General features: G+C 70.4%; 14 protein-coding genes. 9 read left to right on the top strand and 5 right to left on the bottom strand.

Annotation, left to right across the window (positions count from 1 at the left end; genetic code table 11):
- Positions 1-24: 24 nt before the first annotated feature.
- The 5 genes from ACT53Q_RS07400 to ACT53Q_RS07420 all read right to left on the bottom strand — a co-directional run bounded on the left by ACT53Q_RS07400 (position 25) and on the right by ACT53Q_RS07420 (position 4,135).
- Positions 25-1,401 (bottom strand): MFS transporter, encoded by a 1,377-nt coding sequence (locus ACT53Q_RS07400; RefSeq protein ID WP_476186024.1) that lies wholly within the window; start codon positions 1,399-1,401, stop codon positions 25-27.
- 369 nt (positions 1,402-1,770) lie between these two features.
- Complete coding sequence (locus ACT53Q_RS07405; RefSeq protein WP_476186025.1) at positions 1,771-1,971, bottom strand: hypothetical protein; 201 nt, start codon at positions 1,969-1,971, stop codon at positions 1,771-1,773.
- 132 nt (positions 1,972-2,103) lie between these two features.
- Entirely contained in the window at positions 2,104-2,583 is a 480-nt protein-coding gene (locus ACT53Q_RS07410; protein ID WP_476186026.1) for a DUF4426 domain-containing protein, read from the bottom strand.
- An 8-nt stretch (positions 2,584-2,591) separates the two neighbouring features.
- Complete coding sequence (gene proC, locus ACT53Q_RS07415) at positions 2,592-3,416, bottom strand: pyrroline-5-carboxylate reductase (RefSeq protein ID WP_476186027.1); 825 nt, start codon at positions 3,414-3,416, stop codon at positions 2,592-2,594.
- Positions 3,413-4,135, bottom strand: a complete 723-nt coding sequence (locus ACT53Q_RS07420; protein WP_476186340.1) for a YggS family pyridoxal phosphate-dependent enzyme — start codon at positions 4,133-4,135, stop codon at positions 3,413-3,415. The genes proC and ACT53Q_RS07420 overlap by 4 nt, the downstream gene beginning before the upstream one ends.
- Positions 4,136-4,313: 178 nt before the next feature.
- Here ACT53Q_RS07420 and ACT53Q_RS07425 point away from each other — a divergent pair, with 178 nt between their 5' ends.
- The 9 genes from ACT53Q_RS07425 to xpsF all read left to right on the top strand — a co-directional run bounded on the left by ACT53Q_RS07425 (position 4,314) and on the right by xpsF (position 18,288).
- A complete protein-coding gene (locus ACT53Q_RS07425; protein WP_476186028.1) occupies positions 4,314-5,351 on the top strand; it encodes a type IV pilus twitching motility protein PilT in 1,038 nt (345 codons plus the stop codon).
- Between the two features lie 150 nt (positions 5,352-5,501).
- Positions 5,502-6,632 carry a PilT/PilU family type 4a pilus ATPase gene (locus tag ACT53Q_RS07430; protein ID WP_476186029.1) on the top strand — a complete coding sequence of 377 codons (1,131 nt, stop codon included), beginning with the start codon at positions 5,502-5,504 and terminating at the stop codon, positions 6,630-6,632.
- Positions 6,633-7,302: 670 nt separating this feature from the next.
- Positions 7,303-8,130, top strand: a complete 828-nt coding sequence (locus ACT53Q_RS07435) for a hypothetical protein (protein ID WP_476186030.1) — start codon at positions 7,303-7,305, stop codon at positions 8,128-8,130.
- Positions 8,131-8,193: 63 nt separating this feature from the next.
- Complete coding sequence (locus ACT53Q_RS07440) at positions 8,194-10,698, top strand: peptidoglycan-binding domain-containing protein (RefSeq protein WP_476186031.1); 2,505 nt, start codon at positions 8,194-8,196, stop codon at positions 10,696-10,698.
- A gap of 95 nt (positions 10,699-10,793) precedes the next feature.
- Complete coding sequence (locus ACT53Q_RS07445; protein ID WP_476186032.1) at positions 10,794-11,567, top strand: hypothetical protein; 774 nt, start codon at positions 10,794-10,796, stop codon at positions 11,565-11,567.
- 63 nt (positions 11,568-11,630) lie between these two features.
- Complete coding sequence (locus ACT53Q_RS07450; RefSeq protein ID WP_476186033.1) at positions 11,631-13,982, top strand: peptidoglycan-binding protein; 2,352 nt, start codon at positions 11,631-11,633, stop codon at positions 13,980-13,982.
- Between the two features lie 226 nt (positions 13,983-14,208).
- Positions 14,209-15,924, top strand: coding sequence for a type II secretion system ATPase GspE (gene gspE / locus ACT53Q_RS07455; RefSeq protein WP_476186341.1), 1,716 nt, complete (start codon positions 14,209-14,211; stop codon positions 15,922-15,924).
- 126 nt (positions 15,925-16,050) lie between these two features.
- Positions 16,051-16,950, top strand: coding sequence for a hypothetical protein (locus ACT53Q_RS07460; protein WP_476186034.1), 900 nt, complete (start codon positions 16,051-16,053; stop codon positions 16,948-16,950).
- Between the two features lie 126 nt (positions 16,951-17,076).
- Positions 17,077-18,288, top strand: coding sequence for a type II secretion system protein XpsF (gene xpsF, locus ACT53Q_RS07465; RefSeq protein WP_476186035.1), 1,212 nt, complete (start codon positions 17,077-17,079; stop codon positions 18,286-18,288).
- Positions 18,289-18,297 lie beyond the last annotated feature (9 nt).

Raw genomic sequence — 18,297 nt, forward strand, 5'->3', positions numbered from 1 at the left:
GCGGCGTTCGCATTGCGCCGCCGCTCAATTCACCACGTAGGCCCGCGCACCCGTCCGCGCGACGACCAGTGCCGCCAGCACCGCCATCACGCCCGCGATCGCGAACACCACGCCGTAGGCGGCGAGCGTGGAATGCCCCAGCAGCATCGAGAACAGCGAACCGCCGATCGCGAGCGTGGTCGCGACCATCGTCGCTTCGCTCAACTGCAGCGCGGAGGAATGCTCGCCCTGGCGGTCGGCCGGCGACATCGCCAGGGTCAGCACGGCCAGGCTCGCCGAGATCAGGCCCATGCCCAGCCCGGCCACGACCCAGCCGAGCACCGCCATCGCGACCGGCACGCCGGGCAGCAGCGCCGAGGCCGACAGCGCCAGCCCCGCGCACACGCAGGCGGTGCCGACGCGCAGGAAGCGGTGCCGGCTCCAGCCGTTACGACGATGGCCCTGGTACCACGACGCCGCGGACCAGCCGAGCGCGCCGGCCGTGAGCGCGAGTCCCGCCTGCGTGGGCGAGAGCCCGCGTTCGCGCGAGAGCAGCAGCGGCAGGAAGGCTTCGGCGCCGAAGAACGCCGCGCAGACCAGTCCGCGCAGTGCGATCACGCTGGGCAGGCCGCGTACGGCGCGCAGCGTGCCGCGCGGCAGCAGGCGATGTGTCGACACCAGCGTCAGCGCCGTCGCGGGCAGCAGCACCGCCAGCGCGGTCATGCCGCGCATCTGTCCGCCGAGGTACAGCAGGCAGATGCCGATCGCTGCGCCGCAGGCCCACGGCACGCGATGGCCGCCATCGGCGAACCGGCCCGTGCGCGGCCGCGTCCCGCGCAGTGCAGGCACCAGCGCCAGCGCGGCCGGCAGGGCGAGCGCCGGCACGCCGAGGAACACCCAGCGCCAGCCCAGGTGTTCGACGATCGCGCCGCTCACCGCCGGGCCGACCAGCGACGGCACCACCCACGCCGCCGAGAACGCCGCGAACAGCCGCGGCCGGGTCGCCGCCGGGTAGCGCTCGCCGGCCAGCACGTACAGCGCGACGTAGATGCCGCCGGCGCCCAGCCCCTGCACGAGGCGGCCGGCCAGCAGCATCGGCATCGTGGTCGCGCAGCCGGCCATCAGCAGGCCGCAGACGAAGCAGCCCAGTCCCGTCCACAGCGGCGGTGCCGGGCCGCGCGCATCGCCCCACGGGCCGGCGAGGGTCATGCCGATGGTGCTGGTGGCGATGGTCAGCCCGAACGCCAGCGCGTACAGGCGCAGCCCGTCCAGCGCCTTGGCCACGGTCGGCATCGCGGTCGCCACCGCCAGCGCCTCGAACCCGATCAGCCCGACCAGCGCGACCATCCCGATCGTGGTGGCGAGGAATGCGGGGGCGAGGATCGACGGGTTGGCGTCGTGGTCGGCGGCATCCGGGGACATGCGGGGTCTCGTCGGGCGGGGCCCGGCCTGTGGTGGAAGCGGCGGCGGGGTGGCAGCATGCGGCCTCGGCCCGGGGCGAGGTCAAGCATGCGCGAGCCGGGTGTCGGCGAGGTGGCGAAGCGCAGTGGCCTGGCGGTGTCGGCGCCGCATTTCCGTGGGCGTCGGTGCCTGATCGTGCGCGCAGTGCGGTGAGGCTTCCGTGCCGGCGCACCGGGCGGAATGAAGTCGTCGCTGGCGTGCGCGGGATCGCGAGGGTCGGGCTGGCGTGGAGGCCCGCGAGGAGCGAGCGGGGGCTCGGTGTGAAACGACGGGATTCCGCATGGTGGCATCCCGTCGCGGGCCGACCGGATCGCGTCGGTTCCCGGTGTGTCAGGGCTTGATGGTCATGTACTCGTACCAGGACAGCGAACCATCGATGCACAGTCGCCGGAACGAGGTGCCGCTGGTCCACTCCCACGCGCCGCAGATGCCGCCGCCACCCTCGGGGGCAGGCAGGTTGGCGTGGGCCAGGTTCGTGCCCATGCCGCCCGCGAGCAGCAGGACACCGAGCGCGAGTTTCATCTTTCGCATATACCGACTCCTTGATATTGCGGGGCCAGGCCCCGGTCCATGTGCGTTCCGCGGGAGCTCCCGCGCGTCGGGCGGCGAAGCCGATGCCGGCTTCCTGCCCGCCCCGGCACTATAGCGCCGTGCGGATGGCCCTCACTCCGCCGCGATCTCGCGCGTCAGCGTCAGCGTCGCCATCTGCTTGCCGTCGCGCGCGACCTTGACGTCGAAGGTCAGCGTGTCCGGCGGCGTGACCTTGAACGTGCCGACATGATCGACGAGTTCCCCTGTGCGCACCTCGCGCAACGGCAGCGGCGCCGGCGTGCCGGACAACGTGCGCGCAGTGACCGACACGTCCGCCGGGACGGCGACGTCCTGGCCGTCCGGGCCCTGGCGCACCGAGACGATCAGCAGCACGGTGTCGTCGGCGCGGGGGATGCCGTACTGCTTCGCCATCGCCTCGCCGAGGTGCGCGGTCGACACCGCGTTGGCGCGGACGGTGAGGTCGCCGACATGGACGACGGCGTCCTGCACCGCGTCGAGCTTGCGGGCCGGGCGGGGCTTGTCGCCGTCGCCGCAGCCGGCGAGGGACAGGCAGAGCAGGGCGAGCGACAGGGCGAAGGGGATCGGGCGCATGGCGGGCCTCAGTCGTTGGCGGCGGACAGCTGGCGTCCGCGTTCGGTGGCGTTGCGGATGGCGTCGGCGACCAGCGCGCGGAAGCCGCCGGCCTCGAAGGTCTCGACCGCGGCCTGGGTGGTGCCGCCCGGCGAAGTGACGCGGCGGCGCAGTTCGCCGGCGGGTTCGCCCGACTCGGTCAGCATCCGCGCGGCGCCCAGCACGGTCTCCAGCACCAGCGTGCGCGCGGCCTCGGCGGGCAAGCCCTCGGCCTCTGCCGCGGCCTGCATGGCCTCGGCCAGCAGGAACACGTAGGCCGGGCCGCTGCCGGACGTGGCGGTCACCGCGTCCATCTTCGCCTCGTCGTCGATCCAGACCGTCTTGCCGGCACTGGCCAGCAGGTTGGCGGCCCGTTCGCGGCCGTTCGCGTCCACTTCGGCGCTGGCGAACAGGCCGGTGACGCCGGCGCCGAGCAGGGCGGGCGTGTTCGGCATGGTCCGGACCACGGCGATGCCGCCGCCCAGCCAGCGCTGCAACTGCGCGGCGGTGATGCCGGCGGCAATCGACACCACCAGCGGCCGGGTGCGCTGCGCCAGCGGCGCCAGCGCCTCGCAGACGGCGCGCATCACCTGCGGCTTGACCGCCAGCACCCACAGCCCGGCCGGGCCGGCGGCCTCGGCGTTGTCGGCAGTGGTGGCGACGCCGAAGTCACGGGCCAGCCCGTCGCGCAGGACGTCGACCGGCTCGGACACGCGGATCGCATCGGCCGCGGTGCCGCGGGCGATCAGCCCGCCGATCAGGCTGCGAGCCATGTTGCCGCCGCCGATGAAGGCGATCGGGGAAGCGGAGGTCATGCGGGCTCCGGGGCAGGGGCAGTGGGGGATTTGGGCGGGCGGGCGCCGAACAGGGCGCTGCCGACGCGGACCATGGTCGCGCCCTCGGCGATGGCGAGGGCGTAGTCCTCGCTCATGCCCATCGACAGCGTGTCGACGCCTGGATGGCGGGCGGCGAGGACGTCGAACAGGGTGCGCATGCGCCGGAATGCGGCGCGGCGGCGGTCCATGTCGGGATCGGGGGCGGGGATCGCCATCAGCCCGCGCAGCGCGAGCTGCGGCCGCGCGGCGATGGCGTCGGCGAGGGCGTCCACGTCCTCCGGCCGGCAGCCGTGCTTGCTGGCCTCGTCGTCGATGTTCACCTGGATGAGCACGTTCAGCGGCTTCTGCCCGGGCGCGCGATGCTTCGCCAGCGCGTCGACCAGCTTCTCGCGATCGACCGTCTGCACCCAGTCGAACGCGGCCGCGGCGTCCTTCGCCTTGTTCGACTGCAGGTGGCCGATGAGGTGCCATTCGATGCCCAGCCCGGCCAGCGCATGCTGCTTCTCCAGCGCCTCCTGCACGTAGTTCTCGCCGAACGCCAGCGGGCCGGCGGACGGGCGTGCGCGGAGGGCCGCGGCCACGTGCGCGACGGCGTCGGCGGACTGGGTCTTGCTCACGGCCAGCAGTCGCGCGGGCGCGCGGCCCGCGGAGGCGGCGGCCATGCCGGCGAGGAGGGCGTCGAGCGCGGGATGCGGCAGGGGATCGGACATGGCGGGCGGCGGTGGCTGCGACGACGGTCGCGGAACGTTGCGGACGCCGTGCAGTGTACGGCGAAGCCGCGGCGGCGGCCCCGGTCGCAAACCGGAAGGGCGGGGCTATACTCCGGCGCACACCCGGGTCCACGACCCGCACGACATCGCAACGCGGGGAGCACGCATGGATATCGCCGAACTGTTGGCGTTCTCGGTCAAGAACAAGGCTTCGGACCTGCACCTGTCCGCCGGCCTGCCGCCGATGATCCGGGTCGACGGCGACGTGCGCCGGATCAACATCCCGGCGCTCGACCACAAGCAGGTCCATGCGCTGGTCTACGACATCATGTCGGACAAGCAGCGCCGCGACTACGAGGAATTCCTCGAGTGCGACTTCTCGTTCGAGATCCCCGGCCTGGCCCGCTTCCGCGTCAACGCCTTCAATCAGAACCGCGGCGCCGGCGCCGTGTTCCGGACGATTCCCTCGGAAGTGCTGACCCTCGAGGACCTGTCCTGCCCGCCGATCTTCCGCGAGCTGATGGACCAGCCGCAGGGCCTGATCCTCGTCACCGGCCCCACCGGCTCGGGCAAGTCGACCACGCTGGCGGCGATGATCGACCACATCAACAAGAGCGAATACGCGCACATCCTCACCGTCGAGGACCCGATCGAATTCGTGCACACCTCGCAGAAGTGCCTGATCAACCAGCGCGAGGTCCACCGCGACACCCACGGCTTCAACGAGGCGCTGCGCTCGGCACTGCGCGAAGACCCCGACTACATCCTCGTCGGCGAGTTGCGCGACCTCGAGACCATCCGCCTGGCGCTGACCGCCGCGGAAACCGGCCACCTCGTGTTCGGCACCCTGCACACCAGCTCGGCCGCGAAGACCATCGACCGCATCATCGACGTGTTCCCCGCCGGCGAGAAGCCGATGGTGCGCTCGATGCTGTCCGAATCGCTGCGCGCGGTGATCTCGCAGGCGCTGCTGAAGAAGGTCGGCGGCGGCCGCACCGCGGCGTGGGAGATCATGGTCGGCACCCCCGCCATCCGCAACCTGATCCGCGAGGACAAGGTCGCGCAGATGTATTCGTCGATCCAGACCGGCCAGAACTTCGGCATGATGACCCTCGACCAGCACCTGCAGGATCTGGTCAAGCGCAGCCTCATCACCCGCCAGCAGGCCAAGAGCTACGCCAAGGACAAGCGCCTGTTCGAATAAGTCTTCTGTCATTCCGAGCGCAGCGAGGAACCTGCTTCACGGTCGTCCGGCGCGCTCCATTCCAACGGCAGGTCAAGGCAACAGCAGGTCCCTCGCTGCGCTCGGGATGACAGACGTCCGGAGCGCCGCCATCCAGATCCGGAGCACCCCATGAGCACCATCGACTTCACCTCCTTCCTCAAGCTGATGGCGCACCAGAAGGCGTCGGACCTGTTCATCACCGCGGGCATGCCGCCGGCGATGAAGGTCCACGGCAAGATCCAGCCGATCACCCAGAACGCGCTGACGCCGCAGCAGAGCCGCGACCTGGTGCTGAACGTGATGACCCCGGCGCAGCGCGAGGAGTTCGAGAAGACGCACGAGTGCAACTTCGCGATCGGCGTCTCCGGCGTGGGCCGCTTCCGCGTGAGCTGCTTCTACCAGCGCAACCAGGTGGGTATGGTGCTGCGCCGCATCGAGTCGAAGATCCCGACGGTCGAGGAACTCGCGCTGCCGCCGATCATCAAGACGCTGGCGATGACCAAGCGCGGCATCATCATCTTCGTCGGCGCCACCGGCACCGGCAAGTCGACGTCGCTGGCGGCGATGATCGGCTACCGCAACCAGAACTCGACCGGCCACATCATCACGATCGAGGACCCGATCGAATTCGTGCACAAGCACGAGGGCTGCATCATCACCCAGCGCGAGATCGGCATCGACACCGACAGCTGGGAAAACGCGCTGAAGAACACCCTGCGCCAGGCGCCGGACGTGATCATGATCGGCGAGGTGCGCACCCGCGAAGGCATGGACTACGCCATCGCCTTCGCCGAAACCGGCCATCTGGTGCTGTGCACGCTGCATGCGAACAACGCCAACCAGGCGATGGACCGCATCATCAACTTCTTCCCCGAGGACCGCCGCAGCCAGCTGCTGATGGACCTCTCGCTGAACATGAAGGGCGTGGTCGCGCAGCAGCTGATCCCGACCCCCGACGGCAAGGGCCGCAAGGTCGCGATGGAGATCCTGCTGGGCACACCGCTGGTGCAGGACTACATCCGCGACGGCGAGATCCACAAGCTGAAGGAGGTCATGAAGGAATCGACCAACCTCGGCATGAAGACCTTCGACCAGGCGCTGTTCGAGCTGTACCAGGCCGGCGAGATCACCTACGAGGACGCCCTGCGGTACGCCGACTCGCAGAACGAGGTGCGCCTGAAGATCAAGCTCGCCCAGGGCGGCGACGCCCGCACCCTGGCCGCCGGCCTGGACGGCGTGGAGGTCGCGGAAGTGCGTTGATCCCGGCCGCCGGGCGGGGCATTCCCGTCCGGCGCCGTTCGTCGGGGTGGCTGGTGCGCCGGCGAGTGCCTATGTTACATAGCGTGTCACGCCGCACTGCCTGACCGGCAGCGGCGTCCAAAACTCGAAACGATCGTATCCATTCAGGTGTTGTCATGGCTGATACGAGACTGCAGGCAGTGGCCACTGCCGATACATGCCGGGCGGCATTCCGTTCCGGCCCGGAAACCGCTCCACGCCCCTTCAGCCGCGTGAGCGCCTCCCTGTTCCGTCGCCTCCCGGCGCCGCGGACCGCCTCTCCGAGGCTCCCCTTCGACCCGATCCCGACCGCCCGTGCCGTTGCCATGGCGCGGCGTGTTTCCGCGTGCATTGCATCGCCTGTCGACGGCGCCGCGGGCCTCCGGAACGGGTTTCACGCTTCACGCATGTCGTCGTCTTCCCGCACGTCCCCCTGTCCTCCGGCGTCTTCCTTATCGCGGTCCTGATCTGGTCCCATGCCCGTTGCAGCCCCGTGATGTCCCCGGGCTGCTTCCGCGGCCCGGCCGCGACCTCGCCCCCTTCGCCACCTGCAGACACGACGACCACCATGCCTTCCCAGACCGCCACCGCCCGATTTGCCGCCGCACTTCCCGCCCGTTTCCCACTCCTGGGCACGGCCCTGCTCCTGGCCATGGTGGCCTGCCGCGCGGCGCCCACGCCCGCGCCCGCCGGCGAAGCGCCGGCCACGCCCGCCGCGGCACCAGCGCCCACCGCCGCCCCCGCGGCCAGCGCCCCGGCGCCGGCGTCGGCGCCGTCCGCCAAGCCGCTGCCGGCCGCGGTCGCCGAGGGCAAGCCCTACGCCGGCGTCCGCGAGGCGCTGCTCGCCGACGGCTGGCTGCCGCTGCGCGACCCCGAGTGCCGGTCGAACATCGGCGGCGATGCCCCCGTCTGCGACGAGCTGCCCGAAGTCGAGAGCTGCAGCAGCGACGGCTACTGCAACATGGAGTTCGCCGATGGCACCCGCCGCCTCGAGGTGACCACCTACGGCCCGTACGACCGCTGGAACACGCCCGGCCAGGAAAGCGCGCTGCAGGTGAAGTCCACGGAATTGCTGCCGCTGCCCGCTGCGGCCGCCTCGGCGCAATGCCCGTCCGCCGACTTCGACGCCTTCCTCAAGGCATTCGCGTCCGACGCGCAGGTGCGCTCCGCCTTCACGGCGCCGCTGGTGAAGGTGGCGGAGCTGCATTCCGACGACGTAGGCGACCACGAGCGCATGGTCTACGTCGCGCGCGACAAGTACACCGGCTTCAACGTCGGCTTCTCCGGCGGCGCTTTCCACTTCATCGATTCGACCGGCCAGGCCGACCAGAAGCCGCTCGCGCTCCACGTGACCCGGGAGTCGGACGATTCCCGCTTCCTGAGCTACGACTACAACGTGTCCGAAGGCAATTCGTACCGGTTCCAGAACGTCGGCGGCTGCTGGTCGCTGACCCAGGATCCCGAAATGCCGAGTCCCTGACGCTCCCCGTTCTTTCCTTTCGATGCCGGCGGCCATTGCCGCACCCCCGAGGAGGCTTTCCCGATGTCCCGTTACACCTTGCTGGAACCCCGCGAAGACCTTGGCCGGAATGTTTCCGTCACGTCCTACGAAGGACTGGCGATCCATCATCCGAACACCAACCGGGAAGCCGTGCGCACGGGCAACGCCGCCGCCGTCGATTCGCACGGCCAGTTCGTCAACGGCGAGCTGGAGTCGACGCGCCGCGAGGGCAGCCACACGCTGGTCAAGAAGGACATCATCTTCCAGGACCCGTCGGGCAACGCCAACGTGTCCGTGCCGGCGCCGATCGAAGGCTATGCGCACTACCTGAACCCGAACACCTTCGGTGGCGTGCGCATCTACGACAAGCCCTTCGGCACGCCGGGTGCGCAGTTGATCGGCCAGGTGCTGCACATGGACGACCGTACGTTCACCAAGCGCGAGGGCGAGCTGATCCACTACGGCGAGCCGCTCGGCATCCAGTCCGGCACCGGCCCCAAGGGGCGCCACCACTACGGCACCCACGCCCACGTCGAGGTCGAACCCGCGCAGTTCCAGCGCTACATCAACGACGTGCTGCAGGGCCGGATCCAGAACAACGGCGTCGTCGCGCCCGCGCAGCCCGGCGGGTCCACGCCGTCGCCCGACAGCGGCACGCTCAAGGACACCCTGCTGACCGTGCGCGAGCAGGGCGAGGGCGTGAAGCGGCTGCAGGAGGCGCTGAACAAGGCCGGCATCCGCGACGACGCGGGCCAGCCGCTGCCGACCACCGGCTACTTCGGCGACAAGACCGAGGCCGCGGTGCGCAAGTACCAGGAGCAGCATGGCCTGAAGGTCGACGGCCAGGCCGGCGAGAATACCCTGAAGGGGCTCGGCATCTATCCAGGCCAGCAGCAGCAGACGACGCCGCAGCCGAACCCGCAGCAGCCGCCCGTGCAGCAGCCGCCGCCGACGCAGCAGCCGCCGAGCCAGCCGCAGCAACCGCCGAGCCAGCCGCAGCAACCGCCGAGCCAGCCGCAGCAACCGTCGCAGACGTCGGCACAGACCAATCCCTACGGCTTCGGGCCGGACAACGAACTGGGCCGCCTGATCGGTCGCGGCGAAGGCAGCTACAACTCCTACAACCGCGGCAACGCCGGCGACAGCAGCAAGCCGCAGAACCTGACCGACCTGACCGTCGGCGAGGTCATGCGTCGCCAGGAGCTGTCTAAGAGCGATCCGAACTACCTGTTCGCGGTCGGCAAGTACCAGTTCGTCGATACCACGCTGAAGGAAACGGTCGAGAAGCTCGGCATCGACAAGAACGCCAAGTTCACGCCGCAGCTGCAGGAAAAGATGTTCGCCGACTACCTCATCGACGAGAAGCGTCCGGCGGTGCACAACTACATCACCGGCAAGACCGGCGGCCCGCAGGGCCTGCACAGCGCGCAGGTCGCGCTGTCGATGGAGTTCGCCAGCGTGGGCGATCCCGACAAGGGCGGCCGCAGCCACTACGACAAGGTCGGCAACAATTCGGCGTCGATCACGCCGAAGGAAGTGCAGACCGCGCTCGACCACATGCGCGAGCAGTACCAGAAGAACCTGCAGTCGGGCATGACCGCCGACCAGGCCTACAAGGCGCTCAGCGGCGATCCGAACAAGTACACCCAGAACGCCGGCGCGACCGGCCAGACCCAGGCGCCGGGCGGCGGACTGGACGACAAGCTGCTGATCAAGGGCGAGGACGGCCCGGGCGTGAAGCGCCTGCAGGAAGCGCTGAACGCGGCGGGCATCCAGGTGAACGGGAAGCCGCTGCCGACGACCGGCCATTTCGGCGACATGACCGAGCAGGCGGTCAGGCAGTACCAGGAACAGAAGGGGCTGCATCCGGTGGACGGCAAGGCCGGCCACGACACCCTGACCGCGCTGGGCATCCATCCGGGCCAGCAGCAGGCGCCGAAGGCGGAGGCGCCGCATCCGCAGCAGGCCACGCCGCCGCAGCAGACCGCGCCCCAGCAGACGCCCAACCCGCAGCAGCCGCAGCAGACGGCGCCGCAGCAGACGCCGAATCCGCAGACGCCGAATCCGCAGACGCCGAATCCGCAGACGCCGCCGTCCGCTTCGTCCGAAAAGCCGCCGGTCGACGCCAGCCAGCCGCAGCGCAGCGTCGACACCGACAAGCCGTCGATCGCCGATCCGAAGCATCCGGACCACCGGCTGTACGAGCAGGCGATGGCGAACCTGCAGCAGCTCGGCCCGAGCGGCGGCTTCAAGTCGCAGGACGAGCTGACGAAGGCGGCCGCGGCCGTCGCGGCCGATGCGAAGGCGAGCGGGCTCGATTCGATCGACCACGTCGCCAAGACCAGCACGCCGAACGGGCAGACGCTGCTGGTCGCGGTCGAGGGCAATCCGACGAATCCGGCGGCGAAGAACGCGTACGTGGATTACGCGCAGGCGACGACGCAGACGGTCGATCAGAGTTCGCGCATGGCCGAAGCGGCGCGGACGCGCGAGGCGCAGCAGCAGGCGCAGACGCAGGAAAACCGGGTGGCGGTGAGCGGCCGCTGAGCCGTCTCGCCGGCAGGCGCCGGTTCGTGCGATGTTCGCGCGACACCGGCGCCGGACCGGCGCCTCCTCCCACGATCCTCCTCGACGGACGCCCCATGAATTCCAGGAAGACCTTCCGCTCTCCCCGCGCCTCGACCGCCACGCTGCTCGCGCTGTCGCTGTGCTGCGCGCTTGCCGCGTGCGAGCGTGCGGCCACGCCCGCAGCCGACGCCACGCCGGCGCCGGCGCCCGCACCTGCGGCCGCGACGCCTTCCGCGGCGCCGCCCGCCGAGGCGACACCGGCGCCTGTCGCGGATGCCCCGGCGTCCCCGGCGACGGCCGCTTCGGCCGCGCGCGGCGTGCTGCAGGCGTTCGCCGGCGATGCGCCGGCCTGGGACGCCTTCGCGGGCGTCGCCGGCGTGACCTGGTCGGACGCCGAACCGGTCGCCGCGCCCGGTGCGCTCGGCCTCGAGGACGCGCGTTCGCGCAGCGGCAAGATCGCGTGGGTCGACACCGATCCGCCGCCGGGCGGGCTGCCGCCGGAAACCGAGGCCGGCGTGACCCTGATCGGTCGCGATGCGGTCGAGATGGCGGCGTTCCGCAAGGCCGCGCCGTCGAACGACTACGAGGCGTCGATCCGCGCCCAGCTCGGCGCCGACGTGCAGGTCACGCGCATCGCCGACCGCTGCGCGCGCATGCCCGGCACCTCGCGCCCCGACCGCCGCGACACCGCCTTCTTCGAGGTCCGCCTCGGCACCGGCGCGCCGCTGTACATGGAAGGCAAGGCCGACAAGGACGGCGGCAACACCGGCCCCGGCAGTACCACCTACGAGTTCACCCGCACGCGCCCGGACGCGCGCATCCACGAGATGGGCTGCGTCGCGTCCTGACGCCGCCCGGCGCCGCTTTTCCAGACGAGCAGAAGCCGTCACGACAGGGGAGTTGAAACCACGATGGCCACGAATCCGCAGACCTCCGTGCGCACCGCCACGGACTACCACGCCGGCACGATCGCGAACCTCGACGATGCCTGGACCCGGCGCCTGATCGCCTCGGTCGTCGACACCGAAAGTTCGGGCGGCAACCTGCGCGCCGACAACGGCGTCGGCTACTACGGTCGCTACCAGGGCGGCGCCGGCTGGCTCACCGATGCGGGGCTGGTCAATCGCGAGAAGTACGACGCCGCATTGAAAGCCTCGGGCTTCGACAACGACTGGCAGTGGGGCAAGTCCGGCGGCGCGCAGCGCTTCCTGGCCGATCCTTCGAACTGGAACAACGGCCTGAGCCTGGACAAGTACCTCGCCTCGGCCGACCTGCAGGACCAGGCCTTCCGCACCAATTCCAACGCCACCTACCAGCAGGCGGTGCGCGACGGCGTGCTGTCCGCCGATACCCCGCCGAACGTGGTTGCCGGCTTCCTCAAGGCGCGCCACCTCGGCGGCTACGACAACGCCATCGACGCCGCGCAGGGCCGCGGCACCGTGGCCGACGCCAATGGCACCACCACCGGCAAGTACTACAACGACATCGCGCGCAACAACGACGGCTTCGACCGCTATTTCGTGCCGAACTTCCAGCGCACGCAGACGGACCTCGTGGTCAATCCGATGGCCGACGGCCTGCTCAAGCACGGCGAGCGCGGCGACGCCGTGACCCGCCTGCAGCAGGCGCTGAACGATGCCGGCATCCGCGACGCCCGCGGCCAGCCGCTGCCGACCACCGGCTACTACGGCGACATGACCGAAGCGGCCGTGCGCCAGTACCAGACGCAGAAAGGCCTGCATCCGGTGGATGGCAAGGCCGGCCACGACACGCTGACCGCGCTGGGCATCTACGACGAACTGCGCCGCGGCACGCCCGCGCCGCAGCCCCAACAGCCGCAGCAGTCCCAGCCGCAGCAGCCGCAGCAGCCGCAGCAACCCGCGCAGCCGCATCCGGCGCAGACCACGCCCGGCGGCAACACCTGGCCGGCGCCGGGCAACTTCACCGTCAACCGCGCGGACAAGCCCGGCGAGGGCGAGGGCGAATTCGGCACGCCGCGCGCCGGCGGCCGCGACCACAAGGGTATCGACATCCAGGGCAAGGTCGGCGATCCGATCGAATCCTTCGGGCCCGGTCGCGTCATCTTCAGTGGCCAGATGCAGGGCTACGGCAATACCGTCGTGATCCAGCACGACAACGGCCTGCAGTCGCTCTACGGACACCTGAATTCGCGCAGCGCCGAAGTGGGCCAGCGGGTCACCGAGAACACCGTGATCGGCACCATGGGCCGCAGCGGCAACACGCCGTCGCAGGGCGACACCCACCTGCATTTCGAAGTGCGTGAAAACAGCAACGGCGTGGTGCTGGGCGGGCAGGCGGTGGATCCGCGCAAGTACCTCGAATTCCCGCCGCGCACGCTGATGGTGCACGGCGACCAGGGGCCGGACGTCAAGCACCTGCAGGAAGCGCTGAACTCGGCCGGTGTCCGCGTGAACGGCCAGCAGCTGCCGACGACGGGCTACTTCGGCGACCAGACCGAAGCCGCGGTGCGGCAGTACCAGACGCAAAAGGGCCTGCAACCGGTCGACGGCAAGGCCGGCCACGACACGCTGACCGCGCTGGGCATTTATCCGGGCCAGCAGCAGACGAACCCGCAGCAGCCGGCGCAGCAGGCTCCGCAGCAGACGCCGAACCCGCAACAGCAGGCGCCCGACCAGCAGCCACCCGCGCAGCAGCAGGCTCCGCAGCAGCAAGCCCCTCAGCAGCAGGCGCCCGAGCAAGCGCCGACGCCGCAGCAAGCGCCGCAACAGCAGACCCCGCAGCAGACCCCGAACCCGCAGACGCCGCCGTCCTCGTCGTCCGAGAAGCCGCCGACCGACGCCGGCCAGCCGCAGCGCAGCGTCGAAACCGAACGTCCGTCGATCGCCGATCCGCGGCATCCCGATCACCGGCTATACGAGCAGGCGATGGCGAACCTGCAGCAGCTCGGCCCGAGCGGCGGGTTCAAGTCGCAGGACGAACTGACGAAGGCGGCGGCGGCCGTGGCGGCCGACGCGCGCGCAAGCGGGCTGAACTCGATCGACCACGTCGCCAGGACCAACACGCCGAACGGGCAGTCGCTGCTGGTGGCGGTGGAAGGCAACCCGACGAATCCGGCGTCGAAGAACTCGTACATCGACTACACGCAGGCGACGACGCAGACGGTCGACCAGAGCTCGCGCATGGCCGAGGCCGCGCGGACGCAGCAGCAGGCGACGCCCACGCCGACCCAGCAGCAGGCGCCCGAGAACGATCAACAGCCCAAGGCGGTCGCCCAGCGCTGAGCGCGCCGGGCATCGCCGTTCGTCGGACGGGCGCGGAACTTCCGCGCAGGCCGGCGGTCCCATGGGCGGGTCCGACGGAACGGGCCTTGGGATGGAACACGACCGCGCCGCCTTCGGGCGGCGCGGTCGTTTCCGGCGGGAGCGCCGGGTTACAGTAACGGTCCTGCGCGTCCGGCCTGCCCGGCGCGGGCCAGCACGGAGAACGACCAAGGTGAATGCAGCTGTCCTGGCGCCGACCGGCGACCCGACCCCGCCCCCCGCCAGCGACGGCGACCGCGTCGTCGCGGCGTTGATCGACAAGGGCCGGCTGAAGGAGGCCGACCTGGTCCGCGCCCAGCGCGTCCAGGAGGAAACCGGCGGCGAGCTGCTCGCCCTGATCGCCCGTCTCGGCCTGGTGTCCGAGCGCGACCACGCCGAGACCTGCGCCGACGTGCTCGGCCTGCCGCTGCTGGCGGTGAAGGAACTGCCGGACCTGCCGCCGGAAGGTCTCGACCTCAGCCTCAAGTTCATGAAGCAGTTCGCGGCCGTGCCCGTGGCCGAAGCGCCGGGGCAGGTCGACGTGCTGATGGCCGACCCGCAGGACCCCTACGTCCGCGACGCGATCCGCCTGGCCACCCAGCGCGAGGTCCGCCCGCTGGTGGGGCTGCGCTCGGAGATCGGCGACCTGATCGAACGCTGGCACGGCCAGGGCCGCAGCGCGATGGGCGCGATCGTCGAAACCGCCGAGGGCGAGTCCGGCGACATGGACGACGTCGAGCACCTGCGCGACCTCGCGTCCGAGGCGCCGGTCATCCGCCTGGTCAACCTGATCATCCAGCGCGCGGTCGAACTGCGCGCCTCCGACATCCACATCGAGCCGTTCGAGAACCGGCTGAAGGTGCGCTACCGCATCGACGGCGTGCTGGAGGAGGGCGAAAGCCCGCCGGCCAACCTCACCGCCGCGGTGATCTCGCGCGTGAAGATCATGGCCAAGCTCAACATCGCCGAGCGCCGGCTGCCGCAGGACGGCCGCATCATGTTGCGGGTGCAGGGCAAGGAGCTGGACCTGCGCGTGAGCACGGTGCCGACCGCGCATGGCGAATCGGTGGTGATGCGATTGCTCGACCGCGAGACGGTCGTGTTCGATTTCAAGAAGCTCGGTTTCACCGACGAATTCCTGCCGCAGTTCCAGAAGGTGCTGGAGCAGCCGCACGGCATCCTGCTGGTGACCGGCCCGACCGGTTCGGGCAAGACCACCACGCTGTACACCGCGCTGAGCAAGATCAACACCCCCGACGTGAAGATCATCACCGTCGAGGACCCGATCGAATACCAGATCGAGGGCATCAACCAGATCCAGGCCAAGCCGCAGATCGGCCTGGATTTCGCGCATGCCCTGCGCAGCATCGTCCGCCAGGACCCGGACATCATCATGATCGGCGAAATGCGCGACCTGGAGACGTGCAAGATCGCGATCCAGTCCGCGCTCACCGGCCACCTGGTGCTGTCGACGCTGCACACCAACAACGCCGCCGGCGGCATCACCCGCCTGCTCGACATGGGCGTCGAGGACTACCTGCTGACCTCCACGATCAACGGCATCCTCGCCCAGCGCCTCGTGCGCCGGCTGGAACCCCTCCACGCCGAGCGCTACGAGGCCTCGCCGGAGGAGATCGAGAAGTTTGACCTGCGCCGCTACCAGCCGGAAGGCCCGATCCATCTGTTCCGCCCGCGCGGCTCCGCGATCGCGCCTACCGGCTACCTCGGCCGGACCACGATCATGGAATTCCTGGTGATGAACGACGAGATCCGCCGCGCGGTGATGCGCCACGCCGGCATGGGCGAACTGGAGCAACTGGCCCGCCAGGCCAACATGCGCACGATGTACGAGGACGGCATCGCCAAGGCCCTGGCCGGCGTCACCACGATCGAAGAAGTGCTGCGCGTCACGGAAGACGCCTGATGCACGGAGGCGCGGGGCTCCGTTAACATCCGGTCCAATGCGGCCCGACCCCCGGCGGTCGGGACCGTCGCCGGCGCAGGCCGGCCCGTGCGGGGGGTGCCCGTGGACTTTCGCTGAGGTGGGGGCATGAAGAAGGGAATCCTGGCCGTGATCGCGGTCGTCGTGGTGCTGGGCCTGCTGGGGCTCGGCTGGTGGCTGATCCGCGACCGCAGCGAGGACGCCGGCCCGACGGAAGCGGTCGCGCATTCGCCGACCCTCACCCCGGAACAGCGCGCCGAAGCCGTGCGCAAGGCCATCGAGACCCATCGCCACTGGTGGCGCGAAGCCAGCTACGTCGACATCCGCCAGGCCGCGATGGACGGCGACCGGGTCGCGCAGCGCCGGCTCTCGGAGGTCTACGAGGATTGCCGCACCTACGCCGGGCCGCTCAGCAGCAACCTGCGGACCCTGTCCCAGCTCAGCGGCGCCGACCCGGCCTCCAAGCCGACCATCGCCGCGGTCTTCGACGAATTCCGGCGCCTGTGCGTGCAGGCCGATGCCGACATGCGCAAGACCCCGGACATCGCCAACTACTGGCTCCACCGCAGCGCCAAGGCCGGCGATCTCACCTCGCAGATGCGCTACGTCGCGCGGACGACCAACCAGATCGGCTTCGGCAAGATGCGCTACTTCGTCGAGGAGCTGCGCAACAGCGGCGATCCGGACGCGATGTTCGAGATGACGACGCTGGCGCCGCGCTTGAACGACCGCTGGCCTGACAAGGCCCAGGCCGCCGCCTTCGAAGGCGCCGTCGGCCAGCGCGCCTGGAGCCTGGCCGCCTGCCGTGCCGGCTACGACTGCGGTCGCGGCTCGCGCATGATGAACATGCTGTGCGTCAGCATGTTCGCCTGCAACCAGCCGGATTTCCCGACCTACCAGAGCGTCAACCGCGAGGCCACGATCGATCCGGCGAAGGTCGAGGCGGCGGTCAAGGTCATCAACGGCGTGGTGATGAACCCGTCGGTGCCGCTGCCGACGGAGGGCTGACCGGGGCGCTGACCGGCGAGGCGGGGAACCTTCGCCGCTGCGGAGGCTCCCAATCGCGGACGGCGGCCGATATGCTGCCGGACCCCGCCCGTGCCGGCGGGCCCACCCCCCGGTCGATCGCCTGCCATGCCCCTGTACCGCTACAAAGCCCTGAACAGCCGCGGTGAAGTCCTGGACGGCCAGATGGAAGCCGCCAGCGACGCCGACGTGGTGCTGCGGCTGCAGGAGCAGGGCCATCTGCCGATGGAGACGCGCCCGGCCGGCGGCAGCGACGGCCTCGCGCTGCGCAGCCTGTTCAAGCCCAGGCCGTTCGCCGGCGCGCGGCTGGTGCAGTTCACCCAGCAGTTGGCGACCCTGCTCGGCGCCGGCCAGCCGCTCGACCGCGCGCTGACCATCCTGCTGGAACTGCCGGAGGACGACGTCGCCCGGCGCACGATTTCCGACATCCGCGACGCCGTTCGCGGCGGGACCTCGCTGTCGGTGGCGCTGGAGCGCCAGCACGGCGCGTTCTCGCGGCTGTACGTCAACATGATCCGCGCCGGCGAGGCCGGCGGCAGCCTGCACGACACCCTGCAGCGGCTGGCCGACTATCTCGAACGCAGCCGCGCGCTGCGCGGTCGCGTCATCAACGCCCTGATCTACCCGGCCATCCTGGTGACGATGGTCGGTTTCTCGCTGCTGTTCCTGCTCGGCTACGTGGTGCCGCAGTTCTCGCAGATGTACGAGAACCTCGACACCGAGCTGCCGCTGTTCTCGCGGATGGTGCTGGCGCTGGGCAACGTGGTCCACGACTGGTGGTGGCTGCTGGTGGCGCTGCCCGCGGTCGCCGTCTGGGTGTTCGCGCGCAAGTTCCGCGAGCCGGCATTCCGCGCGCGGTTCGACGAATGGCTGCTCAAGCGCAAGCTCGCCGGCTCGATCGTCGCCCGCATGGAGACCGCGCGGCTGGCGCGCACCGTGGGCACCCTGTTGCGCAACGGCGTGCCGCTGCTCACCGCGCTGGGCATCGGCGGTCGCATCCTGGGGAACCAGGCGCTCATCGCCGATGTCGAAGCAGCAGCCGCAGACGTCAAGAACGGCATCGGCCTGTCGGCGGCGCTGGGCAAGGGCAAGCGGTTCCCGCGCCTGGCGCTGCAGATGATCCAGGTCGGCGAGGAGTCCGGCGCGCTCGACAGCATGCTGCTGAAGACCGCCGACACCTTCGAGGCCGAGACCGGGCAGGCGCTGGACCGCATGCTCGCGCTGCTCGTGCCGATCATCACGATCGTGCTCGCGCTGGTGATCGGTTTCGTGATCATGGCCGTGCTGCTGCCGATGTACCAGCTCACCGGTTCGCTGTGACCGTCGTGC

This window comes from Lysobacter sp. DMC97 (assembly GCF_056313745.1).

Excerpts from the sequence above, each read along its gene's own strand:
- ACT53Q_RS07400 (WP_476186024.1), bottom strand. The coding sequence starts at position 1,401 with ATGTCCCCGGATGCCGCCGACCACGACGCCAACCCGTCGATCCTCGCC.
- ACT53Q_RS07405 (WP_476186025.1), bottom strand. The coding sequence starts at position 1,971 with ATGCGAAAGATGAAACTCGCGCTCGGTGTCCTGCTGCTCGCGGGCGGC.
- ACT53Q_RS07410 (WP_476186026.1), bottom strand. The coding sequence starts at position 2,583 with ATGCGCCCGATCCCCTTCGCCCTGTCGCTCGCCCTGCTCTGCCTGTCC.
- proC (WP_476186027.1), bottom strand. The coding sequence starts at position 3,416 with ATGACCTCCGCTTCCCCGATCGCCTTCATCGGCGGCGGCAACATGGCT.
- ACT53Q_RS07425 (WP_476186028.1), top strand. The coding sequence starts at position 4,314 with ATGGATATCGCCGAACTGTTGGCGTTCTCGGTCAAGAACAAGGCTTCG.
- ACT53Q_RS07430 (WP_476186029.1), top strand. The coding sequence starts at position 5,502 with ATGAGCACCATCGACTTCACCTCCTTCCTCAAGCTGATGGCGCACCAG.
- ACT53Q_RS07435 (WP_476186030.1), top strand. The coding sequence starts at position 7,303 with ATGGTGGCCTGCCGCGCGGCGCCCACGCCCGCGCCCGCCGGCGAAGCG.
- ACT53Q_RS07440 (WP_476186031.1), top strand. The coding sequence starts at position 8,194 with ATGTCCCGTTACACCTTGCTGGAACCCCGCGAAGACCTTGGCCGGAAT.
- ACT53Q_RS07445 (WP_476186032.1), top strand. The coding sequence starts at position 10,794 with ATGAATTCCAGGAAGACCTTCCGCTCTCCCCGCGCCTCGACCGCCACG.
- ACT53Q_RS07450 (WP_476186033.1), top strand. The coding sequence starts at position 11,631 with ATGGCCACGAATCCGCAGACCTCCGTGCGCACCGCCACGGACTACCAC.
- ACT53Q_RS07460 (WP_476186034.1), top strand. The coding sequence starts at position 16,051 with ATGAAGAAGGGAATCCTGGCCGTGATCGCGGTCGTCGTGGTGCTGGGC.
- xpsF (WP_476186035.1), top strand. The coding sequence starts at position 17,077 with ATGCCCCTGTACCGCTACAAAGCCCTGAACAGCCGCGGTGAAGTCCTG.